General features: G+C 72.3%; 12 protein-coding genes and 3 tRNA genes. 5 read left to right on the top strand and 10 right to left on the bottom strand.

Annotated elements, in window-relative coordinates; all coding sequences use genetic code 11:
- Positions 1 to 2: 2 nt before the first annotated feature.
- Positions 3 to 1,979, bottom strand: a complete 1,977-nt coding sequence (locus ACFWEJ_RS18690; RefSeq protein ID WP_377230693.1) for a protein kinase — start codon at positions 1,977 to 1,979, stop codon at positions 3 to 5.
- Positions 1,980 to 2,163: 184 nt separating this feature from the next.
- Between ACFWEJ_RS18690 and ACFWEJ_RS18685 the strand changes: the two genes are divergently transcribed.
- Together ACFWEJ_RS18685 and ACFWEJ_RS18680 are read left to right on the top strand one after the other, a co-directional pair.
- Positions 2,164 to 3,237: an adenosine deaminase gene (locus ACFWEJ_RS18685; RefSeq protein ID WP_377230692.1), complete on the top strand. Its 1,074-nt coding sequence runs from the start codon at positions 2,164 to 2,166 to the stop codon at positions 3,235 to 3,237.
- A 132-nt stretch (positions 3,238 to 3,369) separates the two neighbouring features.
- Positions 3,370 to 4,419, top strand: coding sequence for a L,D-transpeptidase family protein (locus ACFWEJ_RS18680; RefSeq protein ID WP_377230691.1), 1,050 nt, complete (start codon positions 3,370 to 3,372; stop codon positions 4,417 to 4,419).
- A gap of 80 nt (positions 4,420 to 4,499) precedes the next feature.
- Here the strand turns inward: ACFWEJ_RS18680 and ACFWEJ_RS18675 are convergent, their stop codons facing one another.
- Both ACFWEJ_RS18675 and ACFWEJ_RS18670 read right to left on the bottom strand, forming a co-directional pair.
- The gene (locus tag ACFWEJ_RS18675) at positions 4,500 to 5,708 is read right to left on the bottom strand and encodes a UDP-N-acetylmuramate dehydrogenase (protein ID WP_377230690.1); all 1,209 of its coding nucleotides are present in this window, start codon (positions 5,706 to 5,708) and stop codon (positions 4,500 to 4,502) included.
- Between the two features lie 156 nt (positions 5,709 to 5,864).
- Positions 5,865 to 7,103, bottom strand: a complete 1,239-nt coding sequence (locus tag ACFWEJ_RS18670) for an MFS transporter (RefSeq protein ID WP_377230689.1) — start codon at positions 7,101 to 7,103, stop codon at positions 5,865 to 5,867.
- 111 nt (positions 7,104 to 7,214) lie between these two features.
- Here ACFWEJ_RS18670 and ACFWEJ_RS18665 point away from each other — a divergent pair, with 111 nt between their 5' ends.
- Both ACFWEJ_RS18665 and ACFWEJ_RS18660 read left to right on the top strand, forming a co-directional pair.
- Positions 7,215 to 8,339 carry a LacI family DNA-binding transcriptional regulator gene (locus ACFWEJ_RS18665; RefSeq protein WP_285100941.1) on the top strand — a complete coding sequence of 375 codons (1,125 nt, stop codon included), beginning with the start codon at positions 7,215 to 7,217 and terminating at the stop codon, positions 8,337 to 8,339.
- Between the two features lie 112 nt (positions 8,340 to 8,451).
- The gene (locus ACFWEJ_RS18660) at positions 8,452 to 9,792 is read left to right on the top strand and encodes a C39 family peptidase (RefSeq protein WP_377230688.1); all 1,341 of its coding nucleotides are present in this window, start codon (positions 8,452 to 8,454) and stop codon (positions 9,790 to 9,792) included.
- 91 nt (positions 9,793 to 9,883) lie between these two features.
- On the opposite strand, the gene ACFWEJ_RS18655 is transcribed toward ACFWEJ_RS18660, so the two are convergent.
- From ACFWEJ_RS18655 to ACFWEJ_RS18625, 7 genes are all read right to left on the bottom strand, one after another.
- Complete coding sequence (locus ACFWEJ_RS18655; RefSeq protein WP_377230687.1) at positions 9,884 to 12,154, bottom strand: N-acetylmuramoyl-L-alanine amidase; 2,271 nt, start codon at positions 12,152 to 12,154, stop codon at positions 9,884 to 9,886.
- Between the two features lie 150 nt (positions 12,155 to 12,304).
- Positions 12,305 to 12,727, bottom strand: a complete 423-nt coding sequence (locus ACFWEJ_RS18650) for a MaoC/PaaZ C-terminal domain-containing protein (protein ID WP_377230686.1) — start codon at positions 12,725 to 12,727, stop codon at positions 12,305 to 12,307.
- On the bottom strand, positions 12,724 to 13,209 hold the full coding sequence (locus tag ACFWEJ_RS18645; protein WP_377230685.1) for a MaoC family dehydratase N-terminal domain-containing protein: 486 nt from the start codon (positions 13,207 to 13,209) through the stop codon (positions 12,724 to 12,726). The genes ACFWEJ_RS18650 and ACFWEJ_RS18645 overlap by 4 nt, the downstream gene beginning before the upstream one ends.
- A gap of 24 nt (positions 13,210 to 13,233) precedes the next feature.
- Complete coding sequence (gene rpmG, locus ACFWEJ_RS18640; protein WP_013837798.1) at positions 13,234 to 13,404, bottom strand: 50S ribosomal protein L33; 171 nt, start codon at positions 13,402 to 13,404, stop codon at positions 13,234 to 13,236.
- Between the two features lie 83 nt (positions 13,405 to 13,487).
- Positions 13,488 to 13,564 (bottom strand) — tRNA-Met (locus tag ACFWEJ_RS18635).
- Positions 13,565 to 13,649: 85 nt separating this feature from the next.
- Positions 13,650 to 13,722, bottom strand: a tRNA-Thr gene (locus ACFWEJ_RS18630).
- Between the two features lie 213 nt (positions 13,723 to 13,935).
- A tRNA-Tyr gene (locus ACFWEJ_RS18625) sits at positions 13,936 to 14,017 on the bottom strand.
- 124 nt (positions 14,018 to 14,141) lie between these two features.
- Between ACFWEJ_RS18625 and rarD the strand changes: the two genes are divergently transcribed.
- The gene (gene rarD, locus ACFWEJ_RS18620) at positions 14,142 to 15,044 is read left to right on the top strand and encodes an EamA family transporter RarD (protein WP_377230684.1); all 903 of its coding nucleotides are present in this window, start codon (positions 14,142 to 14,144) and stop codon (positions 15,042 to 15,044) included.
- The last annotated feature ends 81 nt before the right edge of the window (positions 15,045 to 15,125 follow it).

Genomic DNA, 15,125 nt, shown 5'->3' with positions numbered 1-15,125 from the left:
GCCTAGCGGCTGCCGCCGGGCAGCGTGGTGCCGCCCTCCGCCTGGCCGCCGCCTGTCGGGTTGGTCGACGGCTCGACCGGGGTGGTCGGCTCGTCCGTCGGCTCGTCCGTGGGCTCGTCGGTGGGTTCGTCCGTCGGCTCGTCGGTCGGCTCGTCCGTGGGCGTGGCGCTCGGCGTCGGCGTCGGGGTGGGAGTCGGCGTCGGGGTCGGCGTGGGCGTCGGGGTGGGAGTCGGCGTCGGGGTCGGAGTCGGCGTCGGGGTGAACTCCGGCGGCGGCGCCACCTCGTCCGTCTCGCTCGGCGTCGGGGAGGCCGACGGCGTTCGCGACGGCTGCTGCGTCGACGGGCTCTCGCTCGGCGTGAGCGCGGGTGTGCCGTTGTTGCCCAGCATGTTCGCGATCACCAGGCCCGCACCGCCGAACACGAGCAGCGCGAACACGATGATCGTGATCACGCGGCCGCGGCCGGTGGTCATCTTCTGCCAGAAGGTCCGTTCCTCCTCCGGCGGCTCCAGCGGCGGCGGCACCTGGGGCGGCACGGCGGCCGCCGCGGTGTCCGCACCGAGCGCCGCGGCGGCACCGACGGCTCCTGCAGCGCCCACCGCGCCGACCAGCGTGGTGCGGTCGGTGCCCTCGGCCGCCTGGCCCAGCACCATCGTGCCGGACCCGGCGACCGGGTCGATCACCTCGGTACCGCCGGCGCCCACGCCGAGCTGCATGGTCTCGCCGCTGGTGCCCATGCGCCCCGCGGGGCCGCCGAGCAGGATCGTGACGGTCTCGCGCATCGACTCGGCGGTCGGGAACCGACGGTTCGGGTCCTTGGCCATGGCCCGGGACACGAGGCGGTCCACGGACGCCGGGACCGCCGCGCGCCGCGCCGAGGCCGCGGGGACCGGTGCGTTCACGTGCGCCCGCAGGACGTCCTCCGCCTGTGCCCGCTCGAACGGGGCGTGGCCGGTCAGCGTGTAGTACGCGAGCGCGCCGACGGCGTAGATGTCGCTCCGCGCATCCAGCGGCTTGCCCCGGGCCTGCTCCGGCGACATGCCGATGACCGAGCCGGCCACCGTGGCGCCCTCGCCCTCGCCGCCGGCGGGCCGGGTGAGCCCGAGGTCCAGCAGCCCGACGGCGAACGTGCCGTCCGGGCGCTTGTCGACCATCACGTTGCGCGGCGCGATGTCCCGGTGCACGAGACCCGCGGCGTGCACGGCGGCGAGCCCCTCCAGCAGGCCGTCGATGATGATGAGCGCGTCCCGCCAGGGCAGGCCGCTGTCCCCGGCGTAGTCGGACAGGGAGATGCCCGGCACCCGGTTCATGACGGTCCACGGGACGCTCGCGCCCGCGACGTCCTCCTCGCCGGAGTCCAGCACCTTCACGACGCCCGGGTGGGTCACGAGCGCCGACGCGTCGACCTCGCGCTGGAGCGAGGCCCGCGCGTTGCGGTCGTCGACCAGGTGCGGGTGCAGCACCTTGACCACGAGGGGCCCGTCGAAAGGGTCGGCCTCGGGCTCCGCGGGCCCGGCGATCTCCGCCGTGGCGTCGGTGTCGACGTCGGCGTCCGCGTCGGTCTCGTCGCCAGGCTCGGGCACGCCGTCGGCGGCGGAGCCGGTGCCGGCGCCGTCGTCCGCACCGGACCCGGAATCACCGGCATCGGACGCACCGGCCGTGGTCTCGCCAGGCTCCGTGTCCGCGGCCTCGCCCGGCGCACCGGCCTCGCTCTCGCCGGCCCCGTCCGAACCGTCCGAACCGTTCGAACCATCCGAACCGTCCGCGCCGTCGCCGTCCGCGGAAGCGCCCGTGGCGACGTCGGAGTCCTCGTCGTCGCCCGTCGCGGGCTCCGGGACCGCTACCCGCTGCGCGTCGTAGACCGTGAACGTCGCCCCAGTGCCGAGGACGTCGACGAGCTCGTACTTTCCGCCGAGCACGACGTGCACCGGGAGGTCTGCCGCGTCGGCCTCGGTCTCACCCGTGTTGTTCTCGTTCACTGGCTCACCGGTGTCCATGGTCGCGCATCAAGCAAATCAGTCATTTCGGCTATCTGGGGCATGTTCTTCTCAGGATACGTAGCGGAGCGCGCGCGCACCAAAGATGGGCGGCGCGGATGTGTGAGTAGTGCGGAGTATCACGATCGCGGCTGCCACCGGACCACTGCTTTGCCACACTACGCAGATGCGAGACCTCGCACTTCTTCCCAAGGCGCACCTCCACCTGCACTTCACCGGATCCATGCGGGTGCCGACACTCGTCGACATGGCGGCCGCGTACGGCGTCCGGCTGCCCGAGGCGCTCATCGACAACGACCCCCTGCGTCTGCCCGCCACGGAGCGTGGCTGGTTCCGCTTCCAGCGCCTGTACGACGCCGCCCGCGCGTGCGTACGGTCCGAGGCCGACATGCGCCGCCTGGTGAACGAGGCGGCGGCCGACGACGCGGCCGAGGGCTCCGGCCGGCTCGAGATCCAGGTCGACCCCACGTCCTACGCACCGTTCGTCGGCGGCATCACACCGGCCGTCGAGATCGTCATCGACGCCGCCAAGGCCGCGAGCGCCGAGCACGGCATCGAGGTCGGCGTGATCATCGCGGCGTCGCGCATGAAGCATCCGCTCGACGCGCGCACGCTCGCCCGGCTGGCCGCCCGGTACGCGGGTGACGGCGTGGGCGAGGTCGTGGGCTTCGGGCTGTCGAACGACGAGCGCCGCGGCGACACGTCCCAGTTCGGCCCCGCGTTCGACATCGCGCGCCGGGCCGGGCTGGCCGCGGTGCCGCACGGCGGCGAGCTGCTCGGGCCGGACCACATCAGCGAGGTCCTGCGGGAGCTCGTCCCGGACCGGATCGGGCACGGCGTCCGGGCCGCGGAGGACGAGCGCGTCCTGGCGGAGATCGTGGACCGCGGTGTCGCGCTGGAGGTGAACCCAGGCTCGAACATCGGCCTGGGCGTGTACGGCGAGGCGGACGAGGTGCCGCTGCGCACCCTGGTGGACGCGGGCGCCGTCGTCGCGCTCGGGGCCGACGACCCGCTCCTGTTCGGGTCACGGCTCGTGGACCAGTACACGATCGCGCGGGACGCGCACGGGTTCACGGACCCGGAGCTGGCGGCGCTGGCGGGGTCGTCGATCCGGGCCAGCCGGGCGTCGTCGTCGACCAAGGCGCGGCTGCTGGCCGACGTCGACGCGTGGCTGCTCGCGCCCGATCCCGCCGAGACCCGGCACGCCCTCCCGACGGGCGGGTCAGTCACGATTGGGTGACGATCGACCGACCCAACCATCTTGATCCGGCGTGCGTCGGTCATAGATAAAGGACACTCACGGGGGGACGACGTCGTCTCGTGTGTGCGGTGCCGCGCCACCCCCAGCAGGTGCGGCCGAGGAGGAGTCACGATGCGGGTTGTGCACAGCAGGTCGAACCACGGCACGGACAGGATCCACGTGGGCAGGCGGGTCGTGAGCGCGTTGGGCGCGGTGGCGCTGACGGCGACCCTGCTCGCCGGCTGCGGTGACGACCAGGAGCCGCCGGCGGGGGCGGACGGGACGACGAGCTCGCCGAGCGCCTCCGCGTCCGAGGAGAGCTCCCCCACCCCGGAGCCCAGCGCGAGCACGCCGTCCGAGGAGCCGGAGCCGAGCGGGTCGCCGTCCGAGAGCGCCGGCGAGGGCACGGACGACTCCGGTGCGAGCGCCGACGAGGGTTCGGCCGACGGCGCGGACGAGGGCAAGGGCGACGACGGCAAGTCCGACGAGGGCAAGTCCGACGGCAAGGGCAGCTCGCAGGACGAGGCCGACGGGGACAAGGGCGACGACAAGGGCTCGAAGGACGACGAGCCGAAGAAGCCCGACTACATCGAGTACGGCGAGGTCAGCGACCGCGTGGGCAAGCTGCAGCAGCGGCTGCGGGACCTCGGCTACTTCGTGACGTCGGTCGACGACGCGTACGGCGGCGAGACGCAGCAGGCCGTGTTCGCGCTGCAGAAGGCCGGGGGCCTGTACCGGGACGGCGTGGTCGGGGACGCCACGCTGGCCGCGGCGGACAAGGGCGTGGTGCCGCGGCCGCAGACGTCGTCGGGCAAGGTGCTGGAGATCGACATCGACCGGCAGCTCGTGCTGGCCGTCGAGAACGGCAAGGTCGTCAAGGTGATCAACGCGTCGTCCGGCAACGGGGAGACGTACGAGGCCAAGGGCGCCACCTACACGGCGTACACGCCGCGCGGGTCGTTCGCGGTGTACCGCGAGGAGAACCGGATGTACGCGTCGCGGCTGGAGCTGGGCGACATGTGGCGGCCCAAGTTCTTCACGGGCGGCATCGCGGTGCACGGCTCGGCGTCGGTGCCGGCGTTCCCGGCGTCGCACGGCTGCGTGCGGGTGTCGAACAGCGCGATGGACTGGATCTGGGACAGCTGGGGCGCGCCGTCGGGCACCCCGGTCGTCGTCTACTGAGCCGTCCGTCCACTGAGGCAGATGTCAGACGCTCAGGTCACCCTGGTGACCTGAGCGTCTGACACGTGCGGACCGGACCGCTAGAGAGAGACGCCCACCAGGACGGTCTCCGGGACCAGGGTCACGCCGAACCGGTCGCGGACGCCGTCGCGGACCGCGCGGGCCAGGGCGATGACGTCCTCGGTCCGGGCACCACCGCGGTTGGTCATCGCCAGCGTGTGCTTGGTCGACAGCCGGGCCGGGCTGTGCTCCCCCGCCAGGCCGAAGCCCTTGGCGAAGCCGGCGTGCTCGATGAGCCAGGCGGCGCTGGTCTTCACGAGCGTGGGGTCGATGGCACCGAGGCTCGGCCCGGTGGTCGTCTCCGGCGTCGCGGAGCGGACCGGGTAGCGCGGTGCGTCCTCGGGCAGGTGCTCCAGGTGCTCCACGGGGATCACGGGGTTGGTGAAGAACGAGCCGGAGTTCCAGCGGTCGTGGTCCGGCTCCCCGCCGAAGGTCGGGCGGTCGAGCAGCATGCCCTTGCCGCCACGCAGGCCCAGCACGGTCTCGCGGACGTCCTTCATGGGTGCGCGCTGGCCCACCTCGACGCCGAGGCGGCGCGCCAGCTCCCCGTAGCCCACGGGCGCGGACAGTGTGCCGAGCCGGAACTGGAACTGGACGTTCAGCACCACGTAGCGCGGCGACGGGTACCAGGGGGCTCGCGGGTCGCCCTCGCCTCGGATGCCCTCGCGGCCCTCGCCGTGCATGGACTTCTTGAGCAGCGACGTGCGGTACCCGAAGCCCAGCTCGCCGACGGCGAAGGTGCGCACCCGGCGGTCGCCGCGGTCCCAGGTGCGGACCAGCGAGACGACGCCCGAGAGCTCCTGGCCGTACGCGCCGATGTTCTGCACGGGGGCGGCACCGACGGTCCCCGGGATGCCCGACAGCGACTCGACGCCGACCCAGCCCTCGTCGACGGCGCGCTCGACCAGCTCGTCCCAGTTCTGGCCCGCCGGCGCGCTGACCACGCCGCCGCCGCACGTGTCGTCCGACTCGACGGTGATCCCGGTGCGGACGTCGCGCACCACGACGCCGCCGAAACCCTCGTCGGCCACCAGCAGGTTGGAGCCGCCACCCACGACGAGCAGCGGCACACCGGCGTCGTCGGCGGCCCTCACCGCCTCGATCAGAGCGGCCTCTTCCTCGGCCTCGACGTACGAGGCAGCCGGTCCACCCACTCGCAGAGTGGTGAGGTCGGCGAGGCTGGGGACCACCGCTTGTGCCTGGACGGTGTCTGCCGGGTATGGGCTCACCGTGCAAGCCTATCTACCCGCAGTGCGGGATTTGTGCACATCTTCGACATGGCGTGGGTGATGTCTGCCAATTCTGGAACCTTTTGGTGTCCGCAGACGTGTTCCCTCCCTGGTTTCCAGGGCCTGGCCTGCGGGAACCCGTCGGCGTGATCCGCGCTACCTCTTCACACCCGCCGCGGTCGGCAGCGGGCGCACGGAGCGTGCCACGACCAGCCCGAGGATCATCGGCACCAGGAGCACGAGCACCGCCAGGCGGTAGCCCGTCTCGTGGGCCACGAGCCCGATGAGCGGCGGCCCCACGAAGAACGCCGTGTACGCGATGGTCGAGACCGCGGCCACCCGCATCGCGGCCCGGCGCGGCTCGTCGGACGCGGCGCTCATGCCCATCGGGAAGCCCATCGCCGCGCCGAGGCCCCACAGGGCCACGCCGACGAACGCCAGCCACAGGACCGGGACCAGCGAGAACGTCAGCACGCCGACGAACGCGAGCAGCGCCGAGAGCACGAGCACCGGGACGCGCCCGAACCGGTCGATGGCGCGCGTCCCCGCCAGCCGGGCGGTCGTCATCGCGGTGAGGAAGACGGCGAGACCGACCGCGCCCATGCCGTCGGAGGTGCCGAAGCCGTCCACGACCGCGAGGCTCACCCAGTCGTTGGCCACGCCCTCCGTGAGGGCGGCGCTCAGCACCACGAGGCCGATCGCCAGGGTGCGCGGCTCGCCCCAGGCGGCGAGCAGCCCCCTGATGCCCGACGGCGGCGGCGTCACCTCCGCGGGATCGGCGCCGTCCGCGCTGACCGCCCCGGCCGCGCCGTCCGGCCGGGCTGACACGGCGGTGCTCGGCGTGAAGAACCGGGTGGCGATCACGACGGAGAGGAACGCGACGACGCCTGCGGCCACGACGTGCCAGGCGACCGGGAGGCCCACGTTGGCCGCCAGGATGCCGAGGCCGGCACCGATCACGGTGCCAAAGGAGAAGCCTGCGTGGAAGATCGGCATGACGGCGCGGCCGAGCCGCTGCTCGACCGCCGCGCCCTCCAGGTTCATCGCGGCGTCCCAGACCCCGGCGCCCACGCCGAACAGGATCAGGCCGCCGCGGACGGCGAGGTGCTGGTCCGTGGCGACGCCGTACCCGGCGACCGTGAGGCCGGCGACGAGCAGCCCCGAGAAGGTCAGGACGGTCCGTGCCGTACCGAACCGCTCCGCGACCAGGCCCGACAGCGGGATCGCGGCGACCGAGCCGATGGACCCCGTGAGCAGGAGGAAACCCATCTCCTGCTCGGAGAAACCCAGGCCGTCCCGCACCGCGGGAAGGCGTGACGCCCAGCTCGCGAAGGCGAACCCACTGGCAGCGAAGACGACGAATACCGCGCGGGCGGCGGCGTGTGCAGTAGGCACGGAACTCCTTGGTGCGATTGAATCTCCCGACCGTAAGCCACAATCTGGGATCAGCCCAGCAGATACCCGGGTCCTGCACCACCGGTGCCCGATGCGAGAGAAGGAACCGCGATGAACCGCCAGACCGTTGGCCGACCGACCCTCGCGAAGGTCGCCGAGCTGGCAGGTGTCTCCGTGTCCACCGCGTCGCTCGCCTTCTCCGGCGCGGGACCGATCACGCCCGAGACCCGGGAGAAGGTGCTGGCCGCCGCCCGCGAGCTCGAGTACTCCGGGCCCAACCCGCTGGGGCGGCAGCTCCGGTCGGGCCGCTCCGGGATCGTGGGCGTGGTGATCGGCGACCAGCTCGGCCGGTCGTTCCGCGACCCGGTCTCCACGCAGGTGCTGCACGGCCTGGTCTCCGCGATCGGCGAGCAGGGGCTGGGCGTGCTGCTGGTGCCGGGGATGCCGCAGGGCGCCACCGCGCAGTCCGTGGGGCTCGCCGCCGAGGCCGGCCTGCCGCCCGCCGTCGACCCGCTGGTCGAGGCCGCGGCGATGGACGTGGCCGTGCTCGTGTGGGGAATCCTGGAGGGCGACCCGAACCTCGCTGCGCTCCAGCGCCGGGGTGTGCCGGTCGTGATCGGCGAGGGGCACGAGGTGCCCGGCGTGCCCGTGGTCGGCGTCGACGACCGCCGCGGCGCCGCCGAGGCGGTACGCCACCTCGTCGAGCTGGGGCACACGCGGATCGCGGAGATCGCGCTGCCGTTCGGGCGGGACGAGCGGTCGGGGCTGGTGGACGCCGAGCGGCTCGCCGCGGCGGAGCGTACGCCCACCCGGAACCGGCTGGCCGGGGTGCGCGACGTCATCGAGCCCGTCATGTCCTGGGAGACGCCCGCCTCGCTCGTGGAGCACGGGCGCGACGCCGCCACGGAGATCCTGTCCGAGTGGGCGCCGGCCCGGGACCGTCCGACGGCGATCATCGCCCACTCCGACCTGCTCGCCGCCGGCGCCGTGATCGCCGCGCGCGAGCTCGGCCTGCGCGTCCCCGAGGACGTGTCGGTCGCCGGGTTCGACGGGCTGGACCTGCCGTGGCTCTCCCCGGACGTGCTGACCAGCGTGCACCAGCCGCTCGTCGAGAAGGGGCGTGCGCTCGGCCTGGCCGTCATCGCGCTGCTGGCCGGCGAGGAGCCAGAGTCGGTGACCCTGCCGGTCAGCCTGGTCGAGGGCACGACGACGGGCCCCGTGCCCGACCTGGGATGACACGCCCACTTTCGGGTGACGCCTAAATTGCTTCTGTCCCGATCCCCGCTCTGATAGGGAGGGTCCACGGCCCGCTCACCGAGAGGGGGCCCGGAGGCATGGAGGCAGGGCTATGTCGAGACGAAGAGGACTGCGGACCACGGTGTTCGCACTGGTGGCGACGGGAGCGCTCGTGGTGCAGGCGGGGATCACGGCGAGCGCCGTGCCGGCGGTAGGTGCGCCGGAGGCGGCGGCGTCGGACAACCAGATCACGCTGACCACCTGGGACGGGGTGCGCGACTTCCACGCGGGCAAGACCGCCAACCTGCGGCCGGGCGCCAAGGGCGGGCTCGTGCTGCGCGGCGCCGGCGACACCGTCGAGTACACCGACCCGTTCGGCGACGGCACGCCCGTCAGCTACGAGACGGGCCGCTGGACGTCGCCCGTGGTCGAGGCCGGCTACCTGATCGACGAGTCGGTGAGCTCGTGGAACGCGCACACGCCCACCGGGACCTGGGTGGAGATCGAGTACCGCGGCCGCAAGGCCGACGGGACCTGGACCAAGTGGTTCGTGATGGGCCGCTGGGCCTCGGGCGACGACTTCGCGCCCGCCGACGGCCGCGTGGGCGACATCCACCGCACCTCGGTGAACGGCCAGACCGACGACGACGCGTACCTGTTCACCGACACGTACGTCGCGAAGTCGGGGCACGAGCCGGATGCGTACCAGACCCGCGCCACGCTGTACCGGCCCGAGGGCACCCGGGTGTCCCCGCGGCTCGACGCCGTGAGCACCATGACCAACGAGTACCTGCCCGACGCGCACTACACGGGCACGAGCGAGTTCACGCTCGGGCGCGAGGTGGCGCTCGACGTGCCGCAGTACAGCCAGAACATCCACCGCGGCGAGTACCCCGAGTTCGGGGGCGGCGGCCAGGTGTGGTGCTCGCCGACGTCGTCCACCATGGTCATCTACTCCTACGGGCGCGAGGTGCCGGCCGAAGAGCTGGAGGGCATCGAGGCGCCGAACGGCGACCCGCAGGTCGACTACGCCGCGATGAACACCTGGGACTACACCTACGAGGGCGCGGGCAACTGGCCGTTCAACGCGGCCTACGCGAACACGTTCGGCCTGGAGTCGTTCGTGACCCGCCTTCGCTCCCTCGCGGAGGCGGAGAAGTTCGTGGCGGCCGGCATCCCGCTGGTCTTCTCGATCAACTTCGAGGCCGAGGAGATGCCCGAGGCCGGGTACGAGACCGACGGGCACCTCGTGGTGCTCCGCGGGTTCACCGCCGACGGCGACCCGATCCTCAACGACCCGCACGGGGCGACGAACGACGCCGTCCGCGTCGTGTACACGCGGGAGAACTTCGAGCGGGTCTGGCAGACCTCGACCGACGGCCTCACGTACGTCTACCACCCGAAGAACGTGAAGCTCCCCGCCAACCTGCCGGGCGTCACCCCGAACTGGTGACCCCGACCCGTTGAGTGCGGGATATTCGCGCTTCTCTGTGTGTCATAAGCGCGAATGTCCCGCACTCAGCGGTTTCAGTGGCGGGGCGGTATCAGTGGCGGGGGATCGAGCGGGGTTCCGAGGTGTACGACGCCGGCGTGTAACCGTCCGCCGAGACCGTCACCTCCACCGAGATCTCCGCGCCCCGGTCCCGGCCGGTCACCAGGTAGCGCGGGCCCGTCGCCCAGCGGACCGGCTCGCCGTCGCGCAGCCACCGGTAGGCCACGTCGACGTCGTCCGGCAGGTATGTGCCGGGCTCCGCGGTCAGGACCCGGCCGACCTTGGCCTTGCCCTCGACCGACGGCCCGGACACGTCCGCGACGACCGGGTCGTGGAGCTCGACGTCGGCCGCGTTCACGAACACGTGCCGGTGCGCCAGCCACACCTGGTAATAGACGTCGTCGCCGCGCACAACGGTACGGTCGCCCGGCCCCGAGCCGTCGAACGTGGCGGCCCGGTAGTAGTCGGCGGCCACGTCGTCGTCGGACACGGCGTACGTCTGGCCGACGCCGACCGTGTACTCGATGGGTGTCACGGCCTGCACCGGCACGCCCGGGTACGCCGCGTAGGCGGCGACCTCCGGGTACGCCCGGCCGAAGACCGGCGCCGGGGCGTCGCCCGCGACGGTGACGGTCTGCGCCGTCGCCGGCACCACGACCGGACGGTCGGCCGGGTTGTGCAGCCAGACCAGCGAGCCGGCCCACCACACGCCGAGCCAGTCGCCGTCGACCTGGTCCACCACGAGCTTGTGCCCGGACTGCACGCGCGCGCTCACGTCGCTCGCGTACGTGGTGCCGTCCGCGCCGTCCGGCTTCCAGCCCGGGTCCTTGGCCAGGGGCGCGTCCTCCGAGGGCGACTGGTACAGGTACCGGAAATTGGTGCCCGCGCCGTCGACGCACTCGCCCGAGCCCGGCGACGCCTGCTCGCAGCCCGTCACCACGTTCGGGTTCTGCGCGTAGCCCGTGCGCACCTCGACGACGTCGCCCGGCTCGACGTCCGTCGTCGTCTCCAGGTCGCCGCCGATCGGTGCGCCGAGCAGCTCGAAGTAGTGGTCCCAGTCCCAGTACGGGCCCGGGTCCCAGTGCACGTTCTTGGTGTAGCCCGGCAGGATGCCCGGCACCTGGTCGTGGCCGATGACGTGCGCCCGGTCGAGCGGGACGTCGTGCTCCGCGGCGAGGTAGCGCACGAGCGCCGCCGACGACTGGTACATCGCCTCGGTGAACCAGGTCCCCGTGCCCGCCCAGCCCTCGTGCTCCAGGCCGATCGAGTGCATGTTCATGAACCAGTTGCCCGCGTGCCAGCCGACATCGGCCGGGTCGAGGTGGTTGGCCACGTGCCCGTCCTCGGAGCGCAGCGTGTAGTTCCAGGCCAGGTAGGTCGGGTCCTGCACCAGGTTCACCGACGGCTGGTAGGCGGTCTCGGTGTCGTGGATCAGGATGTAGTCGATCGACGGGCCGCCCGCGCCGGTGCGGTCGGCCTGGTCGTGGTTGCCGTAGTCGCCGGTGCCGTCCGGCAGGTCCGGCGAGCCCTTCTCGTACGGGGCGGGGAGCCACTCGCAGCCGAGGTCGTCGGGGCAGTCCGCCTCGGGGTCGCTCGTGCTCGCGCTCCGGGGCACGACGACGTCCGGGTTGGCCGTGAGGATGACCGCGCCGTCCTGCGGGGTGGTGGTCCCCGCGCCGTCCCGCAGCGTGGCGTACACACCCGCCGCGAAGCCGTCGATGTCGCTCATCCGCGACACGGCGTCCGCCCAGACGGTCACGCCGCCCGGTGATGTCGCGGCGTCGGGGTCGACCGCGGCATCGGGGTCGGCCGCGCCGTCGCGCACGGCCTGGGTCTGGTACGACGCCAGGAGGGCCGCGCCGCCGCAGACGTTGGCCTGGGCGTCCGAGCGCAGGGTGGCCTCGTCGAGGCCGGTCAGCGCGGCCGCCCGGGTGAGCTCGGGCGTGCCCTCGCGGGCCGGGCCCGTCTTGTCGTTGATCGCGGACAGCGGCAGCCCGTCACCGTGCGCGTGCCCGAGGCCCTCCCCGGCCGTCAGGTTGAACACGCCGTAGCCGCCGTCGGCGCTGGCCTGACCGGCGTGCTGGTCCCAGCGGGACTCCAGGTAGGAGACCGCCTTGAGCAGGTCCTCGGGCACCCCCGTGGCGTCGGCCGCCGCGGTGAACGCCTCGTCGAGCGAGCCGGCGGCCAGCACGGGAGCGCAGGCGACCACCTCGTCGCCGGACGTCGTCACCGTGGGGGCGGCCGCAGCCGCGGAGAGCGGGATGAGCGGAAAGAGCACCCCGGCCGCCGTGGCCAGGGCTGTGATACGTCGTCGTGACGTCACGCGGAGTTCCTCTCGTCGAGTCCGTAGAGCTCCGGACGAGAGAATCACACCCGATCAGGGTGTGCATGAGAAGGGCCCGCGGGTTAAAAAATCGTTACCCCGGCAAACTGACCTGTTCGCCGCCCGTGCCGACGACGGTGGCGGGAGCCGTCAGAAGCGGACGAGCGCCTGGGCGCGGACCAGCACCTTGGCGCCGTCGACCGTGACGGCGAGGTCCACGCGGACCGTGCCGGCGTCGGCGTCGACCACGCCCACCGTGCCCACGACCTCGATCAGTGCCGTGCCCGGGTTGGGCACCTCGACCGGCTTGGTGAAGCGCGTCTGGTAGTCGACGACGGCGCCCGGGTCGCCCGCCCAGTCCACGACCAGGCCCACGACGGTCCCCATGGTGAGCATGCCGTGCGCGATGACGCCGGGCAGGCCCGCGTCCACGGCGAACTTGTCGTTCCAGTGGATCGGGTTGAGGTCGCCGCTGGCGCCCGCGTAGCGGACCAGGGCCGCGCGGTCGAAGGTGACGGTGCGGCTGCCGATCACGTCGCCGACGGCGAGCGTCGCGATGTCGGGGCGGCTCATGCGTCCTCACCTCGGATGGCCAGCGTGGACGTGACCGTGGCGACGTGCTCGCCGGGGGTGTCGGCCTCGGGGGACGGCACCTCGACCTGCTGGGGCATCGCGTAGATCTCGCAGCGCGTGGTCACCATGCTGATGGCGCCGCGGGAGACGATCCGGTCCACGTGCAGCACCGTCGTGAGCTCGTCGCCGGCGACGATGGGACGGTGGTGCGTGAAGCGCTCGTCCGCGTGGACCACGCGGGAGAAGTCGATGTCGGCCTCGGGGTCGCTGACGTACTGCGACTCGGTGCGCTGCGCCACGACCACGGCGAACGTGGGTGGGGCGACCAGGTCCGGATAGCCCAAACCCCGCGCCGCCACGAGATCGTGGTGCGCGGGGTGCGTGGCACCGACGGCAACGGCGAACTCGCGGATCTTCTCGCGGCCTACGGAGTAGGGGGCGTCGGCCGGGTAGACCCGGCCCTCGAAATCAGCGTTCGCCACGTCGGTGTGAGCCTGCTACGAGACTCAGCGAGTCTCGCGGTGCGACGTGTGCTTGCCGCAGCGCGGGCAGAACTTCGCCAGCTCCAGGCGGTCCGGGTCGTTACGCCGGTTCTTCTTCGTGATGTAGTTCCGCTCCTTGCAGTCCACGCATGCCAGCGTGATCTTCGGGCGGACATCCGCGCTCTTGCTTGCCATGGCTCTCACCTCCGCGCCTCGAGAGGGAGGCGCCATGTGTCTTCTCGTCGTCCGGCACAGGAAGCCGGACGGATGTACTTGCTTGGTAGCGAGGGCGGGGCTCGAACCCGCGACCTCACGATTATGAGTCGTGCGCTCTGACCAGCTGAGCTACCCCGCCGCGCGTGACTGAACGCGAGGCCGTCCGCCGTTGCTCCCCACCGGCGAACCGGTGGGGTGGGCGTACGACCCCGCGTCGATCACAGAGCCCCGAAAGGGAATCGAACCCTTGACCTTCTCCTTACCATGGAGACGCTCTGCCGACTGAGCTATCGGGGCGGCGAGGAAGACTCTACATGCCCTCCGGCCTGGCGTGAAATCGAATCCGGTGTGAGGTGCGCCGCGCGGGTCGCGAGCCCCGCCAGCACCTGGCGGTTGGGCCAGAAACCGGGGTCAGGACCCGCACTCGGCGCCGGCCGCACCGGCACGGACCAGACAACGAAACAGGGCGTGACCAACGAGATCGCTGGTCACGCCCTGCTGTGCTTCACGTGGCTGGTGAGGGATTCGAACCCCCGAAGGCTGAGCCGTCTGATTTACAGTCAGATCCCTTTGGCCGCTCGGGCAACCAGCCGTGAACGGTGCCAACCATAGCGCCCCACCAGCCCTCGCGAGAAATCGAAAAGGGGCCCGGCCAGGTGACGAGCCCCACAGCGCATCCGGGACCCGCGCGGGGGCACGAGATCTATCGTGACGCAGTGACACAACAACAGGATCGCTGGGGTCTCCCCCTCGGCATCGGCGCCTACCTGCTCTGGGGCGGGATGCCGCTGTTCTTCCCGCTGCTCCAGCCGGCGGGCCCCCTGGAGATCGTGGCCCACCGCATCGTGTGGAGCCTGCTCTTCTGCCTCATCGCCCTCGCGGCCCTGCGCCAGCTCGGCGACTTCCGCACCGCCCTGCGGTCGCCGCGCATCCTGGGCACGTTCGCCGTGGCGGCGGCCCTGATCGTCGTCAACTGGGTGGTGTACGTGTACGCCGTGCTCAGCGACCGGGTGCTCGACGCCGCCCTGGGCTACTTCATCAACCCCATCATCACGGTGCTGCTCGGTGTGCTGGTGCTGCGCGAGCGGCTCCGGCCCATGCAGTGGATCGCGATCGGCTTCGGCGCGGCGTCCGTCGTCGTGCTGTCCACCGGGCTCGGCGGGCTGCCGTGGATCTCGCTCTGCCTCGCGCTCTCCTTCGGCCTGTACGGGCTGGTCAAGAACCGCGTGGGCCGCACCGTCGCCGCCCTGCCCGGCCTGGCCGTCGAGACGACCGTCGCCACGCCGTTCGCGCTCGCCTACCTCCTGTGGCTCGGCAGTTCGGGCACGTTCACGAACGAGGGCACCGGGCACGCGCTGCTGCTCATGTCCGCCGGTATCGTCACCGCGCTGCCCCTGCTCCTGTTCGGCGCCGCCGCCCGGCGGCTGCCCCTGTCCGTCGTCGGCATGCTGCAGTACCTCGCGCCGGTGCTGCAGTTCCTGGTGGGCCTGCTCGTCTTCGGGGAGCACATGCCGCCCGCCCGTTGGGCGGGGTTCGCCCTGGTCTGGCTCGCCCTGATCCTGCTCACGGTCGACGGCGTCCGCCAGGCCCGCCGTGCGCCGCGCCTGGGCCTGCCCTGACCGCCCGGCCCGCACCACCCCCGTTGAGTGCTGGGTATTTGTTGCTCGGCGCCTGCCGGAGCAACAAATAGCCAGCACTCA

This window comes from Promicromonospora sp. NPDC060204 (assembly GCF_042728455.1).
GTDB lineage: Bacteria > Actinomycetota > Actinomycetes > Actinomycetales > Cellulomonadaceae > Promicromonospora.
This window is presented reverse-complemented; position numbering and strand designations above follow the sequence as displayed.